General features: G+C 43.3%; 19 protein-coding genes. 10 read left to right on the top strand and 9 right to left on the bottom strand.

Features of this window, described 5'->3' with window-relative positions:
* The first annotated feature begins 65 nt into the window (after nucleotides 1-65).
* Nucleotides 66-1,250 carry an ammonium transporter gene (locus UCH003_RS13125; protein ID WP_060826833.1) on the top strand — a complete coding sequence of 395 codons (1,185 nt, stop codon included), beginning with the start codon at nucleotides 66-68 and terminating at the stop codon, nucleotides 1,248-1,250.
* Between the two features lie 49 nt (nucleotides 1,251-1,299).
* Here the strand turns inward: UCH003_RS13125 and UCH003_RS13120 are convergent, their stop codons facing one another.
* Nucleotides 1,300-2,319 (bottom strand): aldo/keto reductase, encoded by a 1,020-nt coding sequence (locus UCH003_RS13120; RefSeq protein WP_060826832.1) that lies wholly within the window; start codon nucleotides 2,317-2,319, stop codon nucleotides 1,300-1,302.
* Nucleotides 2,320-2,400: 81 nt separating this feature from the next.
* Here UCH003_RS13120 and pyrC point away from each other — a divergent pair, with 81 nt between their 5' ends.
* From pyrC to UCH003_RS13100, 4 genes are read left to right on the top strand one after another with little or no spacing between them, the layout of a single operon-like run.
* Nucleotides 2,401-3,408, top strand: a complete 1,008-nt coding sequence (gene pyrC, locus UCH003_RS13115) for a dihydroorotase (RefSeq protein ID WP_060826831.1) — start codon at nucleotides 2,401-2,403, stop codon at nucleotides 3,406-3,408.
* The gene (locus UCH003_RS13110; protein ID WP_039671879.1) at nucleotides 3,398-4,063 is read left to right on the top strand and encodes a response regulator transcription factor; all 666 of its coding nucleotides are present in this window, start codon (nucleotides 3,398-3,400) and stop codon (nucleotides 4,061-4,063) included. Before pyrC ends, UCH003_RS13110 begins: the two co-directional genes overlap by 11 nt.
* A gap of 34 nt (nucleotides 4,064-4,097) precedes the next feature.
* Nucleotides 4,098-4,898: a sensor histidine kinase gene (locus tag UCH003_RS13105; protein ID WP_231964784.1), complete on the top strand. Its 801-nt coding sequence runs from the start codon at nucleotides 4,098-4,100 to the stop codon at nucleotides 4,896-4,898.
* A gap of 36 nt (nucleotides 4,899-4,934) precedes the next feature.
* Nucleotides 4,935-6,083, top strand: a complete 1,149-nt coding sequence (locus UCH003_RS13100; RefSeq protein WP_060826829.1) for a PilZ domain-containing protein — start codon at nucleotides 4,935-4,937, stop codon at nucleotides 6,081-6,083.
* 28 nt (nucleotides 6,084-6,111) lie between these two features.
* On the opposite strand, the gene UCH003_RS13095 is transcribed toward UCH003_RS13100, so the two are convergent.
* From UCH003_RS13095 to UCH003_RS13075, 5 genes are all read right to left on the bottom strand, one after another.
* Nucleotides 6,112-7,077: an amino acid ABC transporter permease gene (locus UCH003_RS13095; RefSeq protein WP_060826828.1), complete on the bottom strand. Its 966-nt coding sequence runs from the start codon at nucleotides 7,075-7,077 to the stop codon at nucleotides 6,112-6,114.
* Between the two features lie 3 nt (nucleotides 7,078-7,080).
* Nucleotides 7,081-7,881 carry a transporter substrate-binding domain-containing protein gene (locus tag UCH003_RS13090; RefSeq protein ID WP_039671883.1) on the bottom strand — a complete coding sequence of 267 codons (801 nt, stop codon included), beginning with the start codon at nucleotides 7,879-7,881 and terminating at the stop codon, nucleotides 7,081-7,083.
* A 34-nt stretch (nucleotides 7,882-7,915) separates the two neighbouring features.
* A complete protein-coding gene (locus UCH003_RS13085; protein ID WP_039671884.1) occupies nucleotides 7,916-8,656 on the bottom strand; it encodes an amino acid ABC transporter ATP-binding protein in 741 nt (246 codons plus the stop codon).
* Nucleotides 8,657-8,743: 87 nt separating this feature from the next.
* The gene (locus UCH003_RS13080) at nucleotides 8,744-9,064 is read right to left on the bottom strand and encodes a hypothetical protein (RefSeq protein WP_060826827.1); all 321 of its coding nucleotides are present in this window, start codon (nucleotides 9,062-9,064) and stop codon (nucleotides 8,744-8,746) included.
* Between the two features lie 25 nt (nucleotides 9,065-9,089).
* Nucleotides 9,090-9,416, bottom strand: coding sequence for a c-type cytochrome (locus UCH003_RS13075; protein WP_060826826.1), 327 nt, complete (start codon nucleotides 9,414-9,416; stop codon nucleotides 9,090-9,092).
* A gap of 182 nt (nucleotides 9,417-9,598) precedes the next feature.
* On the opposite strand from UCH003_RS13075, the gene UCH003_RS13070 reads away from it, so the two are divergent.
* On the top strand, nucleotides 9,599-10,510 hold the full coding sequence (locus tag UCH003_RS13070; protein ID WP_039671886.1) for a DMT family transporter: 912 nt from the start codon (nucleotides 9,599-9,601) through the stop codon (nucleotides 10,508-10,510).
* Here the strand turns inward: UCH003_RS13070 and UCH003_RS13065 are convergent.
* The 3 genes from UCH003_RS13065 to UCH003_RS13055 are packed head-to-tail and all read right to left on the bottom strand — an operon-like array spanning nucleotide 10,497 to nucleotide 12,948.
* Entirely contained in the window at nucleotides 10,497-11,294 is a 798-nt protein-coding gene (locus UCH003_RS13065) for a metal ABC transporter permease (RefSeq protein ID WP_039671887.1), read from the bottom strand. The two genes, UCH003_RS13070 and UCH003_RS13065, sit on opposite strands and share 14 nt — an antisense overlap.
* Nucleotides 11,291-12,052, bottom strand: coding sequence for a metal ABC transporter ATP-binding protein (locus UCH003_RS13060; protein ID WP_060826825.1), 762 nt, complete (start codon nucleotides 12,050-12,052; stop codon nucleotides 11,291-11,293). Before UCH003_RS13060 ends, UCH003_RS13065 begins: the two co-directional genes overlap by 4 nt.
* A gap of 11 nt (nucleotides 12,053-12,063) precedes the next feature.
* Nucleotides 12,064-12,948, bottom strand: coding sequence for a metal ABC transporter solute-binding protein, Zn/Mn family (locus UCH003_RS13055; protein ID WP_060826824.1), 885 nt, complete (start codon nucleotides 12,946-12,948; stop codon nucleotides 12,064-12,066).
* 194 nt (nucleotides 12,949-13,142) lie between these two features.
* Between UCH003_RS13055 and UCH003_RS13050 the strand changes: the two genes are divergently transcribed.
* From UCH003_RS13050 to UCH003_RS13035, 4 genes are read left to right on the top strand one after another with little or no spacing between them, the layout of a single operon-like run.
* Complete coding sequence (locus UCH003_RS13050) at nucleotides 13,143-13,514, top strand: Fur family transcriptional regulator (RefSeq protein WP_060826823.1); 372 nt, start codon at nucleotides 13,143-13,145, stop codon at nucleotides 13,512-13,514.
* On the top strand, nucleotides 13,511-13,993 hold the full coding sequence (locus tag UCH003_RS13045; protein WP_039671891.1) for a hypothetical protein: 483 nt from the start codon (nucleotides 13,511-13,513) through the stop codon (nucleotides 13,991-13,993). Before UCH003_RS13050 ends, UCH003_RS13045 begins: the two co-directional genes overlap by 4 nt.
* A 10-nt stretch (nucleotides 13,994-14,003) precedes the next feature.
* The gene (nfo, locus tag UCH003_RS13040) at nucleotides 14,004-14,867 is read left to right on the top strand and encodes a deoxyribonuclease IV (RefSeq protein WP_060826822.1); all 864 of its coding nucleotides are present in this window, start codon (nucleotides 14,004-14,006) and stop codon (nucleotides 14,865-14,867) included.
* Entirely contained in the window at nucleotides 14,864-16,105 is a 1,242-nt protein-coding gene (locus tag UCH003_RS13035) for an OmpP1/FadL family transporter (protein WP_060826821.1), read from the top strand. The genes nfo and UCH003_RS13035 overlap by 4 nt, the downstream gene beginning before the upstream one ends.

Raw genomic sequence — 16,105 nt, 5'->3', positions numbered from 1 at the left:
TAATCACTCGAACTTCCTGCATTTTTGTACAATCCTCCATTACATTTTATTTAAGGGCACGTGTAATGGAACTCTCGCATCTTCAGTATATTATCGATACTCTCTTTTTACTTTTCACGGCGGTTTTAATTATTTTGATGGTTCCCGGATTTGCTATGCTGGAAGCGGGGCTTGTTCGCGGTAAAAACGTTTCGGCGGTCTTGACGGGAAACGTACTTTTGTACGCCATTACGTCGTTTGTCTTTTTGCTATGGGGCTACAACGTTATGTTCGGCGGAGACGGATTTTTCCTCTCGGGCGTTTCGACGCAGGGGTATAGTGCATATGCCTATTTTTTCTTTCAGATGGCATTTGTGAGCAAGAGCGTTTCAATTATGAGCGGCGGCGTAAGCGAGCGTATTCGTATCATTCCGTTTATGATTTTTGCGGTCTGTATGAGCGGATTTCTCTATCCGGTCGTCGGGCGTGCAATTTGGGGTGGAGGCTTTTTAAGCGACGTTCACGATCTTGCCGGTTGTACGGTCATCCATTCCGTAGGCGGCTGGGCACTTTTAGCGGGTATTTTGGTTTTGGGCGCACGAAGAGGTCGTTACGGCAAGGAAGGGCAAGTTCGTGCGATTCCGGCATCGAATATCCCACTCGTGACGCTCGGTGCGATGTTACTTTGGATCGGATGGTTCGGCTTTAACGGCGGAAGTGCGTTTCATATCGCAACCGATAAAGAAGCGGCCGATTTGGTAGGATTGATTATCGTCAATACCAATACCGCAGGACTTGCCGGAGCGATCGTCGCGGCATGCATTGTTTATATTCAATATAAAAAACTGGATATTACGATGATTTTAAACGGCGCGTTAGGCGGCTTGGTTGCCATTACCGCCGGAGCGGACGTCGTAGGTCTTTGGGAGCCGATCTTCATCGGTGCTATCGGCGGAGCATTGGTCGTGTTTGCCGTACCGCTTTTCGATAAACTTCAAATCGACGATCCGGTAGGTGCGTTGTCGGTACATTTGGTCAACGGAATTTGGGGTACGATTGCCGTGGCGATTTTTGCCGATTTTTCATTGACGACGCAACTGAAAGGCATCGTTTTGACGGGCGTGTTCGTTTTCCCTCTCTCCTACGTTATTTTCAGAGGCATTCAAAAAGTCGTGGGACTACGAAGCGACGAAGAACACGAATACGTCGGGCTCGACGTTGAAGAGTGCGGTTTAGAAGCCTATCCCGAATTTGTAAAATCCAAAGCTTAAACACACGCTTACATGTAAGGATTTTTTCTTACATGTAAGTCTCCTTTCCTTACCCCAAAGGGTATAAAATCTCTTTTTGAACTTTCTCGCATTCCTTTAAAATCTCAGGGCTGAGTTTGAGATCAAAGGCTTTGAAACTCTCTTCAAGTTGACTCGCATAACGCGCGCCGATAATGGTAGACGCGACAAAATCAAAATGCATACTCCAAGCAACCGCAAGTGTTACAGGGCTCATGCCGTATTTTTGAGCGATTTCGATGTATTTTGCCGTCGCCGCGAGGGATTTTTCATTGACAAATCGGCTATACATCGCTCTTTGTCGCGCTTCGCCTGCATTGAGGTATTCACCAAAACGTGTTTTGGGGTCGATAAACGCTTGGTTGTATTTACCGCTTAAAACGCCGCCACCGATGGGAGAATAGGGTAAAAGAGAGATTTTCTCCTTACGACACGCATTGGCAAGTTCGTCTAGAAAACGAGGGTTTAACAGTGAAAAATTGTTTTGAATAGACTCAAAACGGGAAAGCTTTTCATACTGTGCGATGGTGTTGGATTTGGTGAGTCCATACGTCGTATCATTGGATGTTCCAAGGTAACGTACTTTTCCACTTTTGACCAGTTCATCTAGTGCACGCATCGACTCTTCTTTGGGCACGATTTCATCAGGCCAATGAACTTGATAAAGGTCGATGTAGTCGGTTTTAAGGCGTTTCAAACTTCCCTCAACGGCTCTCTGTATGTGAAAGCGATCGATCGCCGTGTAGCCGTGACGAATGGGCGGTACAAACCAACCGTTTGCCGCACCCGCTATTTTCGTCGCTAAGATGATGCTCTCACGCGGTTTGGTAGCAAGCCACTCGGAGATAATACGCTCGGTCTCGCCCGCGTAATCACTGCGTGGAGGTACAGGGTAGAGTTCAGCGGTATCAAAAAAGTTGATACCCCGCTCATACGCAGTATCGAGGATTTTAAAGGATTCTGCCTTGTCACTCCAACTTCCAAAACTCATCGTTCCCATACAAATAGGGGTTACTCGTAAACCTGTCTTACCGATGTAGCGATATTCCATGACGATACCTTAACATTTTTGCTGAAAGTATAACATTTTGGGCTTGCTTTGCTATAATTAAAACAAAAAAGGGACTTTTCGATGACCCATACGCTGATTTCTCCTTTGGATATGCATCTGCATTTACGCGACGAAGAAATGCTTAATCTTGTAGCACCCTTAAGTGCTTACGGTTTTGCCGGAGCAATCGTCATGCCAAATCTTGTTCCTCCAATTACGACGATTGAAGCGGTTCTTGCTTACAAAGAACGTATCGTACGCGCAATCGGACAAAATCATTTTGAGCCTTTAATGACGCTTTTTTTTCGTAGCGATTATACGCGGGAGTTTTTAGAAAAAGCCGCTTTACATGTGAAGGCTTTAAAACTTTATCCATCCGGCATTACGACCAATTCCGAAGGCGGCGTGGCGAGTATGGACATCGAGCTACTGCGTCCCGTTTTAGAAGCAATGAGCGACTTGGGACTCGTCTTATGCGTTCACGGAGAAACGAACGGTTTTGTGATGGATCGAGAAAAAGAGTTTGCTTCGATTTACGAAAGTCTTGCCGAAGCGTTTCCAAAGCTCAAGATCGTTATGGAACATATCACTACCCAAGAGAGCGTAGCCCTTCTTGATCGCTATGAAAATTTGTATGCCACGGTAACGTTGCATCATTTGTTGATTACGCTGGACGACGTTGCCGGAGGAATGCTTCAACCGCATCTTTTTTGCAAGCCGATCGCCAAACGTTACGAAGATCGAGAAGCCCTTTTACATGTCAGTCTCGCGGCGCATCCTAAAGTGATGTTCGGAAGCGATTCGGCACCGCATCCGATTCACAAGAAAGAGTGTTGCGGATGTGCGGCAGGTGTTTTTACCGCACCCATCGCTTTGCAAGTGCTCACGGAACTCTTTGACAAACATAACGCATTAGCTTCGTTACAAGCGTTTGTAAGTAACAATGCACAAACCATTTACGGCTATAAAGCCCTTCATAAAGAGGTTGTTTTAGAAAAAACTCCTATGAAGGTAACACACGGTTACAGTAACGTTGTTCCGATGTTTGCAAACGAAACATTGGCATGGAGTATTCAACATGTCGTATAAACTTTTAATCTTAGAGGATAATGCGCTTTTGCTCAATACGCTAGAAGATTTTTTGAGCGAAAACGATTACACCTGTGTGTTGGTTCAAAACGGTAAAGAAGCTCTGAAACGTTGTTACGAAGAGAAGTTTGATCTGTATCTTTTGGACGTGAAGGTTCCCGAAATGAACGGATTTGATTTTTTACGAGAGCTGAGAGCTTCGGGAGACAGAACGCCCGCGATTTTCGTCACTTCTTTAAACGATCAAGAGAGCTTAACGCAGGGGTTTACTTTGGGAGGCGACGATTATATTAAAAAGCCTTTTGATTTGGGTGAACTTTTGTTACGCATTCGCGCCATCTTAACACGTGCAAAAGGGATTGTAGACGATTGGCTCGTTATCGATGAACACTATAAGCTCAATTTAGCGCGTAAGCGTCTTTTTTTCGACGACGAAGAGTTGGATGTGCATCTCAAAGACTTTGAGTTGTTGTATCTGTTAGTAAAAGAAAGAGGCTACGTAGTCACCAAAGAGATGATTCATGAGCGATTGTGGAGCAGTAGCGAAGAGATGAACGAGGGGTCGATTCGCGTTTACGTCAACAATCTCAAAAAAATCTTCGGTAAAGAGAGCATTTCCAATATCAGAGGAATCGGGTATCGTTTTGAGAAGTAACGATCGAAAATTTCTCATCAAAACGGCGATAAGTTTGAGCATCAGCTTATTTATTTCGATGAGCTTTACCTTTATCCTGTGTTTGTGGATCGATTCATGGATGTGGATATTTGTGCTTAGTCTACTCTTTGCAAGCATCGTCGGCTATGTAACCGTAACGTATTGTCTCTCTGCATTTTTGAAAACCAACCATTTTTTGGATATTTTGCTCAAAGATACGTTACACGAGCTCAATATTCCTCTTTCGGTGATTAAAGCAAATTTGCAAATGATTAGAGACAACGAAAACGATCCGAAAAAGCAGAAGCGTTTGGAGCGGATTGCATTGGCAAGCGATGATTTGTATGCGCTTTACAAAGAAGTGGATTATTACATCAAAAAAGAGATACAAGAAGTGGTAAAAGAATATTTTATCTTGGAAGATTTGCTCAATCGCATTATTGAAAAGCAAAAAGAGATGGCGCAAGACGTTGTTATTCAAACGCAAAACGTACATGTACAACTTTATGCGGATAAACACGGATTAGGCAAAGTCGTTTCGAATCTATTGCATAATGCCGTTAAATATAACAGAAATAATCGTCCGATCTCTATCGTATTTGATGCCGGAATCTTAACGATTCGGGATCAGGGAATCGGGATGAGCGAAGCAGAACTTTTCTTGGCTTTTGATCGCTATTACCAAGCCGATACGAGCAAAGAAGGGTACGGCATAGGATTGAGTCTTGTCAAAGCATATTGCGATGAATGTAAAATTCCTTTGCGTATTTTTTCCAAAAAAGAGGAAGGAACCAGCGTTGTTTTAGATATTTCACGTCTCGTCGATACCGAATGATAGCTCCACTAAATTTACCGTAAGAGGAACATTTTCATGGAAAAAAAGAGTATTTCTCAAGACGAAAAAGAACTTTTTCTTATTAACCTCGCTCCGTTTGATCAGGAGTTAGAAACGGTTTTTTGCGATTATTTCGCGTGTCTTTATACTAATAGCGATACAAAGGTCTCACCTCTCGAAGCAAAAAAGGTTGCTTTGGCGACGTATCGAAGCTTGCTCCAATGCGAAAACGAAGTTCCGCAAGAACTTTTGGAGCATTTACGTTGCGGTAGTCGTGAATTGCATTATGTCGTTGCAAGGAGTTTTTTGTTTCTTCTTGAAAAATACGGCGAATTAAGCGAGCGGCATGTCAAGTGTCCGCAACTTGGGATTTTGATCGGATACGTCAACCGTTTTGTCGATGCCCTGCCAAGCGGTCTTCTTGAGAGCACGACATGTCAACCCTGCGACGCGTCGTTTGATACGGGCTTTAGTCAAGAGAGTATATTCACGCCGAGTAACACTCTGATTGACGTGTTTCAACGTATGCGAGGGGAAAAGCAAAAAATCACGTTTTTAAATCTCTATAAAGGCGTGCCTATCAGCTCGGAAGCGGAAATTATAGAAATAGAAGACGAAAACGTTACATTTAAGATCGATCGACTGCAAGAAATAGCGATGAAACTTGAAGCGCAAGCGTTTATCGTCAAAAATGAGTGGTTGAGTAAACACCTCAAAGCCGATATTATCGAGAGTAATTTTCAAACCAATACGATTGTGCTCAGTAATTTTACCTACCTTTTAAACATGCCGGCTATTCAAAGAGAATTTGTGCGCGTTCATCCCGATATTTTGGCGAAAGTCTATTTACGTCCTTCCCATAGCCTACCAACGTCAGGACGGCTATATGATCTTTCAATTAACGGTTTGGGTGTCGTTAGCAACGAAAATAACGGTATTTATGTCGGCGCAAAGGTAAGCGTAACGTTTGAGCTTAACAGTGCTACAATCGCAATTGACGGAGATAAAACGATTGAACTGCAAGGTGAAATCGTCAATATTATCGATTATCAAGGCTCGTTTCGTTACTGTATGCGAATTTTTCCCGATCGCATTATGAGCAAAAAGATTTTAAATTATATTTCCCAACGAGAAAAAGAGATTTTGGAAGATTTAAACCAAGAGTTGGAGGCGTATAGCGTATAAACAATACGGGTATGAAAGCCGGGAAAGCTTACATACCGCCTTGTTTTTTCATTCGAGATTCGATTTTGTGTCCGAGTGCCGTTAACGTAAATGTGATCGTAAAATAAACCGCCGCAACGATTAGCCATGTTTCAAACGGCGAAAAAGTATTGGCAACGATTTCGCGTCCGACTTTGGTCAAATCGGTAATGGAGATAACCGAAACCAACGAAGAGTCTTTGACAAGTGCTATCATCTCTCCTACCAACGTAGGCAAAGCACGTTTCAATGCTTGGGGCATAATGATATAAATCATTGTTTGCGTGTAGTTCATACCGAGTGATTTAGCGGCTTCGTATTGACCTTTATCGATCGATTGAATCGCTCCTCGCAATACTTCTGCGATATAAGCGCCGAAGAAAAGACCGAGTGAAACGGCTCCCGCTAAAAAGCGTTCCAATTCAAAGATTGTCGCAATAATAAAATAAAAAATAAAAATTTGTACGAGTAGAGGCGTTCCGCGAATAATCGCGATGTAAACCGTAGCGATATCTTTCAGAAACTGTAAATGGGAAATTCTCATAAACGCTAAAAGTGCACCGATGGCAAATGCAAGGATTGCGGCTAATGCCGAAACCTCCAACGTTACGATCAAACCTTCGATCAGCGGTCCGGCTTTTAAGTAGGTTTTAGATGCAATAACGTCGTTTTCGTAGATATGATCGCCTTCTTGGACTTTTGACGAAAATCCTGGTTCGATAATGACTTCTTTACTATCGCTCGTACCTTGAACGATGATCGTATTGTTGTTCACGCGTACCGTACCGTCTATCGGTGAAGCAATCGTATCGGTTTGTTCATAAGCAAAATATTTGGGAACGCTGGTCCATTTCCAAATATAGTTCATATTGGAAGCAGCCGTAAAAAGGAGATAGCCTAGTGTGACGTAAAACATAACGGCCACGACGTGGCCGAATGTTTTATTGTGTAAAAGTGGTTGTTTCTCTTTTGCCACTGGTTACATTACCTTTTTTTGCCATGAAGAGTCGTTAAACCAACGATCGTAAATTTTTTGATACGTACCGTCGTGTTGTGTTTGGTTTAGGAAGTTGTTAAGCCAGTTTAAGAAATCCGGATCACCTTTGCGAATGGCAAAACCAAGAGGTTCGTACGTGAGTTCTTCATCCATATGCACGAGTTTGCCTGCACCTTTTTCGGCAAAGAAGATAGCGTTATACGGCTTGTCGTATACTAAAGCGTCGGCATTGCCGTTAAGAACTTCTTGTGCGGCATCCGCTTCGGTTTCAAACGTTCTGATTTTGGCTTTTTTGAACATTTTACGTGTTGCGATTTCGCCGGTTACGCCGATTTTCGTCACGATAGTGTATTCGGGTTTATCCAAGTCGCTCCATTTTTTGCCCGCATGCTTTTTGGTAGCAAGAAGCGTTTGTCCGACACTAATATAAGGGTTTGCAAAATTGATTTTGAGGTTTCTCTCTTGCGTAATCGTCATACCGGACATAATAATGTCGTATTTACCCGTAAGCAATCCCGCAATAATACCGTCCCATGCTGTTGGAACCAGCTTGAGTTTAACACCCATCGCTTTTGCCATTTCGTTTGCCAAATCGACGTCAAAACCGATAATATTGCCTTGTTTATCTTTCATCTCGAAAGGCATATAACCGGGCTCTAATCCGACGGTTAATTCACCTTTTTGCAAGATGGAGTTGAGGGTTGATTTTTGCCAAAGGTTGATATCGTCAGCCATGGCATTAAGTCCGAGCATTACGAGTAATGCGGCAAGAATTTTTTTCATTGACACTCTCCTTAAAGAATAGATTTTTTAATGATTAATGGGTAAGCACTTCTTGTAAAAATTTTTGAGCACGTTCGGTTTTCGGGTTGGCAAAAAATGCTTCGGGGCTGGCTTCTTCGATAATCACCCCTTCGTCCATAAAAATCACGCGATCGCTCACTTCTTTGGCAAAACCCATTTCGTGGGTTACGCAAATAATCGTATAATTTTCATGCGCTAATTCTCGCATAACGTCTAAGACGCCTCCGATCATTTCCGGATCAAGCGCGGAAGTCGGTTCGTCGAAAAGAATGATTTTAGGTTTCATAGCCAGTGTTCTTGCAATGGCAACTCTTTGCTTTTGCCCGCCGCTCAGTTCGTTGGGATACCCGTGCGCTTTATGCACCAGCCCGACACGTTCCAATAATTTGAGGGACAATTCATTGGCTTCGTGTTTTGAAGCACCTTTCACTTTACGTTGCGCAATCGTGATGTTGTCTAAAATGGTTAAGTGGGGAAAAAGATTGAAGTGCTGAAAAACCATGCCGGTTTCGGCACGTACTTGGTTAATGTTTACTTTTTTATCGTAAAGATCAAATCCGTCGACAAAAATATCGCCGCTATCGATCTCTTCGAGTTTATTGATGCAACGAATTAGGGTTGATTTACCGCTACCGCTTGGACCGCATATAACGACGATTTCACCTTCGGTAACGGAAAAATTAATATTTTTTAGGACATGAAAATCGCCGTAGTATTTATCGACGTTTTCCATACGCACAATTGCTTGGCTCATTCAAACCTTTCTTTACGTATATCTCGCACAAACCATAATTGTATCAATAGAATATAAAAGTAAGATAAAGCCCCTATGCCAAGATTTTTAATTGCACGAAGGCACGTTACCGCTATCGCTTGCAAACGAGCTTAGGAAGTGGTAGAGGTTTAAAAGATCGTTTTGTTCCGTAATATCGGGAGCTTGTGGACAAAGCACTTTTATGGCAAGGGAAAGTTGATTGTTTTCGTAGAATTGCTTCCATTCGCTGACGGTATGTTTTTTACCCATAACGTCGCCGTTAAAACCGCATACGGGTTTGAGGATTTTTGCATAAAAAATTTTACCTTTTACGGTGCTTGCGGATAAAGAAGAAGGGATCAAAAACAAAGATACGAGCACTAAGCAAAAATAAGTCATTTTTTTCATCGGTAGCAAAGCCTCTCTTTACGTCTTATTTCGGTAGTTTAGAAATATAATGCGCAACGTCGTTAATATCTTGCGGACTCATATTTTTGGTTTGTTTTGACATTACCAGTGACGTACCGTGTGCTTTGAATTCGCTTTCACGGTAAAATTTAATACTTTCCATCAAATCTTCGGCACTTTGTCCCGCGATGATACCGCTTTTACCGAAAGCTTTGTTGCGACCGTCGGCTCCGTGGCATCCTGCGCATTGTTTAAAAAGTTGTGCCCCGTGTTCGACGGAGGGCTCTTGCGCACAGGCGATTGAGGAGAGAAAAAGGAGTGTTCCGAATGAATAGCTTAGGAGACGCAGCATAGAAAAACCTCCAAAATATTAAATGAGTATAAAAATATTTTACTAAGTTAGGATTATAGCATGTTATTCTGAGAGATTTAAATAAATATTTCCTTTTAGCAAGTATTGACGGGATTTTGGCACATTTTTTCCTATCGCTTATGCTACAATAACGCCTTTACATGTAATTAAGGAAAAGTCTAATGCATTATCGATGGAAAGAAGCGGGAGCCGATTTTTTATTACTGTTGGTCGCCATTTCATGGGGGAGTACCTTTGTCGTCGTCCAAACGGCCGTAGACGAAACGCCGGTATACACATTTTTATTTTGGCGATTCTTTTCGGCGGCACTTTTAATGGGATTGATTTCGTATAAGCAATGGAAATACCTGAATTACGAAGTTATCAAAGCCGGCGTACTGCTCGGACTTTTTATGTTTTTAGGCTATGCGTTTCAGACTTTTGCGTTAACGTATACGTACTCTTCTACGGTCGGTTTTATTACGGGATTAAGCGTGATTATCGTTCCGTTTGGATCGTATCTTTTATTTAAACACAAGGCATCGTTTTTTTCGCTTGCCGGTGCGGTTATCGCCGCAATCGGGCTTTACCTCTTGACGCTTAAGAGCGAGATCGGCTTTTCTTGGGGTGAAATTTATGCGTTCGTATGTGCCATTATGTTTGCTTTGCATATCGTGTGTACGGGGCATCTTTCACGCAAAAACAATGTTTATCTTTTAGTCAGCATTCAGTTTTTAACCGTTGCCGTATGCTCTCTCATCGGGGGGTTGTGGAAAGAAGGAAGCATTACGCCTCCGCACGTTAACGACACGTTCGTTGAAGCGGTGATGATCACGGTGCTATTCGCCACGATTTTTGCATTTTGGGTTCAAACGGCGATGCAACGTTTTACGACCGCGGCGAAAACCGCCATTATTTTTACGATGGAGCCCGTGAGTGCCGGTGCATTCGGATATTGGTTCGCCGCAGAAGTTTTGAGCTTTTCTCAACTATGCGGCGCGGGTTTGATTCTTGCGGGAATGCTGATTGCCGAGGTCGGTTCGTATGCATTCGCATGGTATCAAACGCGTCGGAGTAAACCTAGCGTTTTTTAAAAGGCAATTGAAGTAAAAAAGCACTTGTCGCGACAAGGATAATGGAAGCACCGGCACTTAGATTGAAATGATACGACAACAAAAGTCCTATACCGCAAAATACCAGTGCCAAAAAACTTGAAAGCGTCATCATCCCCGCAATCGAAGCGGTAAATTTTTCGGCGATATAAGGCGGAATCGTTAAGAGGGCAATGACCAAGATCAGTCCGACCGCACGAATACTCATCACGACGCCAAGCGCGACGATTAAGATCAGCAAAGTATAAAGCAGTTCGGTATTGACGCCGCGAAGTTTTGCAAATTTGGCGTCAAAACTCATCGCGATCAACTGGCGGTAAAAAACGAGAACAAACACCAAAACAAGTGCTAGAATGGATCCCATACCGTAAAGATCTTCTAAAGAGACCGATAAAATCGCCCCGAAAAGATAACTCATTAAATCGACGTTGTACCCCGGCGTCAAATCGGTCATAATAATGCCGAATGCCATACCGAACGCCCATAAAACGCCGATGAGAGAGTCGAGTCTCGTATTGTTTCGATGCGTAAGGTATGCCATAATGCCGCCTAAACCCAGCGCAAACAACGAAGCGCCTAAAAGCGGCGATATGCCTAAAAAGAGTGCCAATCCGATTCCGCCGTAAGAGCCGTGCGCGATACCTCCTGCAATAAACACCATACGGTTAATGACGATCAACGTTCCGATAATGCCGCAGATAAAACTTACGATCAGTGAAGCGTAAAGCGCGTATTGCATAAATTCGAAGTGAAGGATGTCGCTCATAGGTTTTGCTTTGGATGAAGGTGGTTGCATCGTGTCGCGCTAATCAGTTCGATGTCGCATACGTGGGCTTTTTGGTTTTGGAAAAGTTTAAAATCGTGTGCGCTGGGAACGTCGTGCATGTAGAGCGTTTTGTTGACATGTGCTACTTTGGTTGCATAATTTAACGCGACGTTGACGTCATGGCTAATCAAGACGATGCCGATGGTGCGGTTGAGTTCTTTAAGCAGCTCAAAAACGGCGATTTGCCCTGCCGTATCGATGCTCGCCGTCGGTTCGTCTAAAAAGATGATTTTGGCTTCGCATGCAAGGGCACGTGCAATAAAAACACGCTGGCGTTGACCTCCGGAAAGCGCATGGATTTTATGGGTTTCAAAATCGCTCATACCGACATGTGCCAACATGCTTCGTGCGATTTGTTTGTCTTCTTTAGAATACCTTCCGGTACTCTTAGGAGAGAGCCTGCCCATTAAAACAACGTCTAAAACGCTGATCGGGAAATCCTTGTTTGCCATCGTATCTTGCGGAACATAGGCTATTTGAGAACTTACATGTAAGGGTTTTTGTCCAAAGAGAAGCACTTCGCCGCACGAAGGTTCTAAAAGGCCGATCATCAATTTTAAAAGCGTGCTTTTTCCGCCGCCGTTAGGACCGATGATTGCCAAGAACTCTTCTTTGGCGTATCGGAGGTTGATTCCCTCCAATACGTCCGTACCCTCATAATTAAAGCTAAGATTGTTGATTTCGATGTCGTAATGCATAAAGCATTATATCATTTTAGTTCTGATTGAAAGATTTTGGCAACGCTGAGCATATTCTCTTTCCATTCGTACGCCAAAGGATCGATGGTTAAAGTTTTTCCGTTGATCTGTTTCGCAATCGTTTCGGCACTTTTTTTAGAAAATTGAGGAGAGACGAAAACGACTTTGGCACCTTCTTCTTTTGCTTCGTCGATAATTTTAGCAAGTTCTGCCGGTTTTGGTTCTTTACCGCTGACTTCAACGGGGATTTGCTCTAAGCCGTAATGTTTGGCAAAATAACCGAAAGAAGGATGGAAAACGATAAATTTGCGATTTTTAACATCGGCAAGGGTCTGTTGAATGGAAACGTCTAACGCATCGAGCGATGTCATGAAGGCTTCATAGTTTTGAGCAAAGAGTGCTTTTTGTTCGGGATAAAGCGTTACCAAAGCTTCATAGATAGTGTGTGCTTGGGTTTTGACCAAAATCGGATCAAGCCAAACGTGCGGATCGAGTTCGCCCTGCTCGTGATCATGGTCGTGATGCGCATGACCTTTATGTTCTTTGCCTTCGTCTTCGTGGTGATGTTCCGCCATCGGAATTTTTTCGATACCTTTAACCGTATCGACCATCATCAACTTCGGATTGCTACTTTTGAACTTCGGAAGCCATGCTTTTTCAAAACCGTCGCCGATACTAAAATAAGCGTCCGATTGTGCCAACTCTTTCATTTGAGAAGGTTTCGGCTCGTAAGTATGAGGGCTTGAGCCCGGAGTGACCATCACGTTCACGTTTAAAAAATCTTTGGCGATTTGTTCGACAAAGTACTTTTGAGGGACAATGCTGACCGTAACGGTCGGTTTGGCGCATAAAAGCGAACCTAAGAAGAGGACGAATAGAAATAGAAAACGTTTCATAAGAGATCCTTTGCGACTAAGTTGCATAAATTTGTGGAATCTTAGTCTTTTGCAACTTAGTCGTGACTTAACGCTCTGCGCTAAACGGTGTTGGAGCTCTTCTGCTAAGATTGTCTTCCAAAGAAGCACTCCAAAAATTCTAATTAAAAATTAGATACCATTCAAGATAATTTTTACATGTAAGCGAGTTGAAGATGAATGAGCAGATACAAACGCTTTGTAAAGAGCACAATATCAAATTGACGACCGCGCGCTCTTTGATTTTGGAAGTGCTGAAGAGGGCGTCGCATCCGCTTAGCTACGAACAAATCAAAGATAAAATGAACGCTTCGATGGATAAAGCGACGTTTTATCGCAATATCGCTTTGTTTGAAGAAGCGGGCATCGTGCATAAGTTTGAATCGGACGATCGTAAATGGTATTTTGAGCTCTCCGGTACGACACACGCACATTTTATTTGCGAGCACTGTCATCAAATTACATGTATGGAGGTTGATTTGGGCAAGGTTGAAGGGGAAGTGAAAAGTATCGTTTTGAAAGGTTTGTGCAAGGAGTGTCATCAATGAAACGGCTGTGGACAATCATTGTTGCGACGGCGTTGATCCTAAGCGGTTGTGCCGTGAAAAAAGAGATTGAGAGTTCCCAAGCGTACGTGATCACCGTCAAAAACCCTTCGATTGCACTTTCCGATACGGGCTTTGTGAACAAAGGTCCTCATTATACGAGCGTTCAAATTTTTGCGGCAGGTAACGTGTTGTTTCATCTGGAAATGATGGGAGAGTATATCTGTTTAGAGGGAAAATGCCTCGATAAAGTGGCATTCAACCGACAGTTTTTTATGCAAGAACATTACGCAGAATTGATGCAAGAACTGCTCAATAAAGAACCGATTTACCACGGTGAAAAATTGAAAAAAACCGCTTCGGGCTTTGAACAATCCCTTAAACTCGATTCGGCGGATATTTTTTATGCGGTCGATCACGATTCCGTACTGTTTAAAGATACGAAAAACGGCGTTTTGTTTCGCCTCAAACCACTACCTTAAAGGAATTTCAATGAAATACGTCGGTGCACATGTCAGTGCCAGCGGCGGGGTTTTTAACGCACCGATTAACGCTAAAGCGATCCATGCGAAAGCCTTTGCCCTTTTTACGAAAAATCAACGCCAATGGGAAGGTAAAGCCTTATCAAAAGAAGAGATTTTGCGGTTTAAAAACGAATTGGACAAGGCGGAGATTTTACCCAAATACGTCTTGCCTCACGATAGCTATTTAATCAATCTCGGTCATCCCGAACGTGAAGCGCGTGAAAAATCGTTGCAGGCGTTTTTGGACGAAGTCAAGCGATGCGAAGCTTTGGGTCTTGACAAGCTCAATTTTCATCCCGGTAGCCATTTAAAACAAATCAGTGAAGAAGCCTGTTTGGAATACATCAGTGCCGCGATGAACAACGTATTGCGCCAAAGCGAGTCCGTCACGCTGGTTGTAGAAAATACGGCGGGTCAAGGTAGCAATCTAGGTTACAAAATGGAACACTTGGGCTATTTGATGGAACATTCGATCGACAAAGAGCGTGTCGGGGTTTGCATCGATACATGTCATCTTTTTACGTCGGGTTACGATATCCGAACCGAGGAGTGCTATAGCGAAACGATGGAAAAATTTGATACAATCGTCGGATTTAAGTACCTCAAAGGAATGCATCTCAACGATTCCAAGCCCGATCTTGGGACGCGCGTCGATCGCCATGAGAGTCTCGGTAAGGGTAAATTGGGACTCGATCCCTTTGCGTTTATCATGAACGATCCGCGGATGGATGATATACCTTTGGTACTTGAAACCATTGACGAATCGCTTTGGGAAAACGAAATTGCTATGCTTTATCGTCTAATGAAATCACCTCTTAAGGAACATGCATGATACACTCTTTACGAATCGCTACGACTCTAAGCCTTTGTGCGGCGAGCCTTCTTGCTTCCGGATACCGCATTCCCGAGCAATCACTCAATTCCGTCTCTTTGAGCGCGGCATACGTTGCTAGCGCAAACGGTGCGGATGCGAGTTATTATAACCCCGCTAATATGGCGTTTATGGCACAAGGTGCTTACAGCGAAGTTGCATTAACCTATATTAATTTGCCGCAAGTCAACTATGATGCCGCATCAACGACGCCAAGCGGCAATGCGGACGGCGATTCGAAAGAAGAAAATTTTTTAATGCCTAACTTGCATTATGTCTCCCCAAGCGTCGGTAATTGGCGTTACGGTCTTTCCATCACGGCACCGGCAGGGTTGTCGAAACGTTGGAATGAAGCTTACCAGATGCGCAGTGCCGAAGAGTTTACGCTCAAAGTCATCGAAATTAATCCGACGGCAAGCTATAAAGTGAACGATCAGTTTGCACTCGGTTTTGGATTAAGGGGTGTTTACACCGACGGTAAGGTTGCAGCAATCCAAAATCCCGTATATTCGCAAGAATTAACGGGAGATTCGATTGACTTCGGTTACAATTTAGCATTGAGTTATAAACCGATTCAAGATCTCACTTTTGCCGCAACGTATCGCTCTAAAGTCGACTTAACGGTTAAAGGCGATGCAAGCGGTTACATTAGCCGATACCTTTTAACGCATTCCCTTGCGGATATGGCGACACGCATTCCTTTTAGTACGAATGCTTCGGTCGAAATTCCGCTTCCCGCATCGCTTGCGTTGGCAACGGCGTATACGTATGAAAAAACGACGGTCGAGTTTGTCTTTGAGCGAACGTATTGGTCAAGCTATAAAGAGTTGGATTTTGATTACGGCGATAGTATTACCAACGCGGTTTTCGGTACGGCAAAGCCTAAAAATTGGAAAGACGCCAATGCGTATCGTATCGGCGTGACGCATCAATGCACCGATAATCTTAAAATGATGCTCGGTTTTGCGATCGATAAAAGCCCGACGCCCGATTCGACTTTAGGATTTGAACTTCCAGATTCCGATGCCAAGCTCTATTCGATCGGTTTTGAATACAAAGTCAATGAAAAAACAAGTGTCGGTTTGGCCTATTTGTATGACGATAAAGAAGAAAGAACGGTTTCAAACGGTACGGTCAACGGAACGTTTACCGATTCTTCCGCACATCTTTTAACGGCATCGTTTAAGTATAAGTTTTAG

The sequence above is a fragment of the Sulfurospirillum cavolei genome, assembly GCF_001548055.1.
Classification (GTDB): domain Bacteria; phylum Campylobacterota; class Campylobacteria; order Campylobacterales; family Sulfurospirillaceae; genus Sulfurospirillum.
This window is presented reverse-complemented; position numbering and strand designations above follow the sequence as displayed.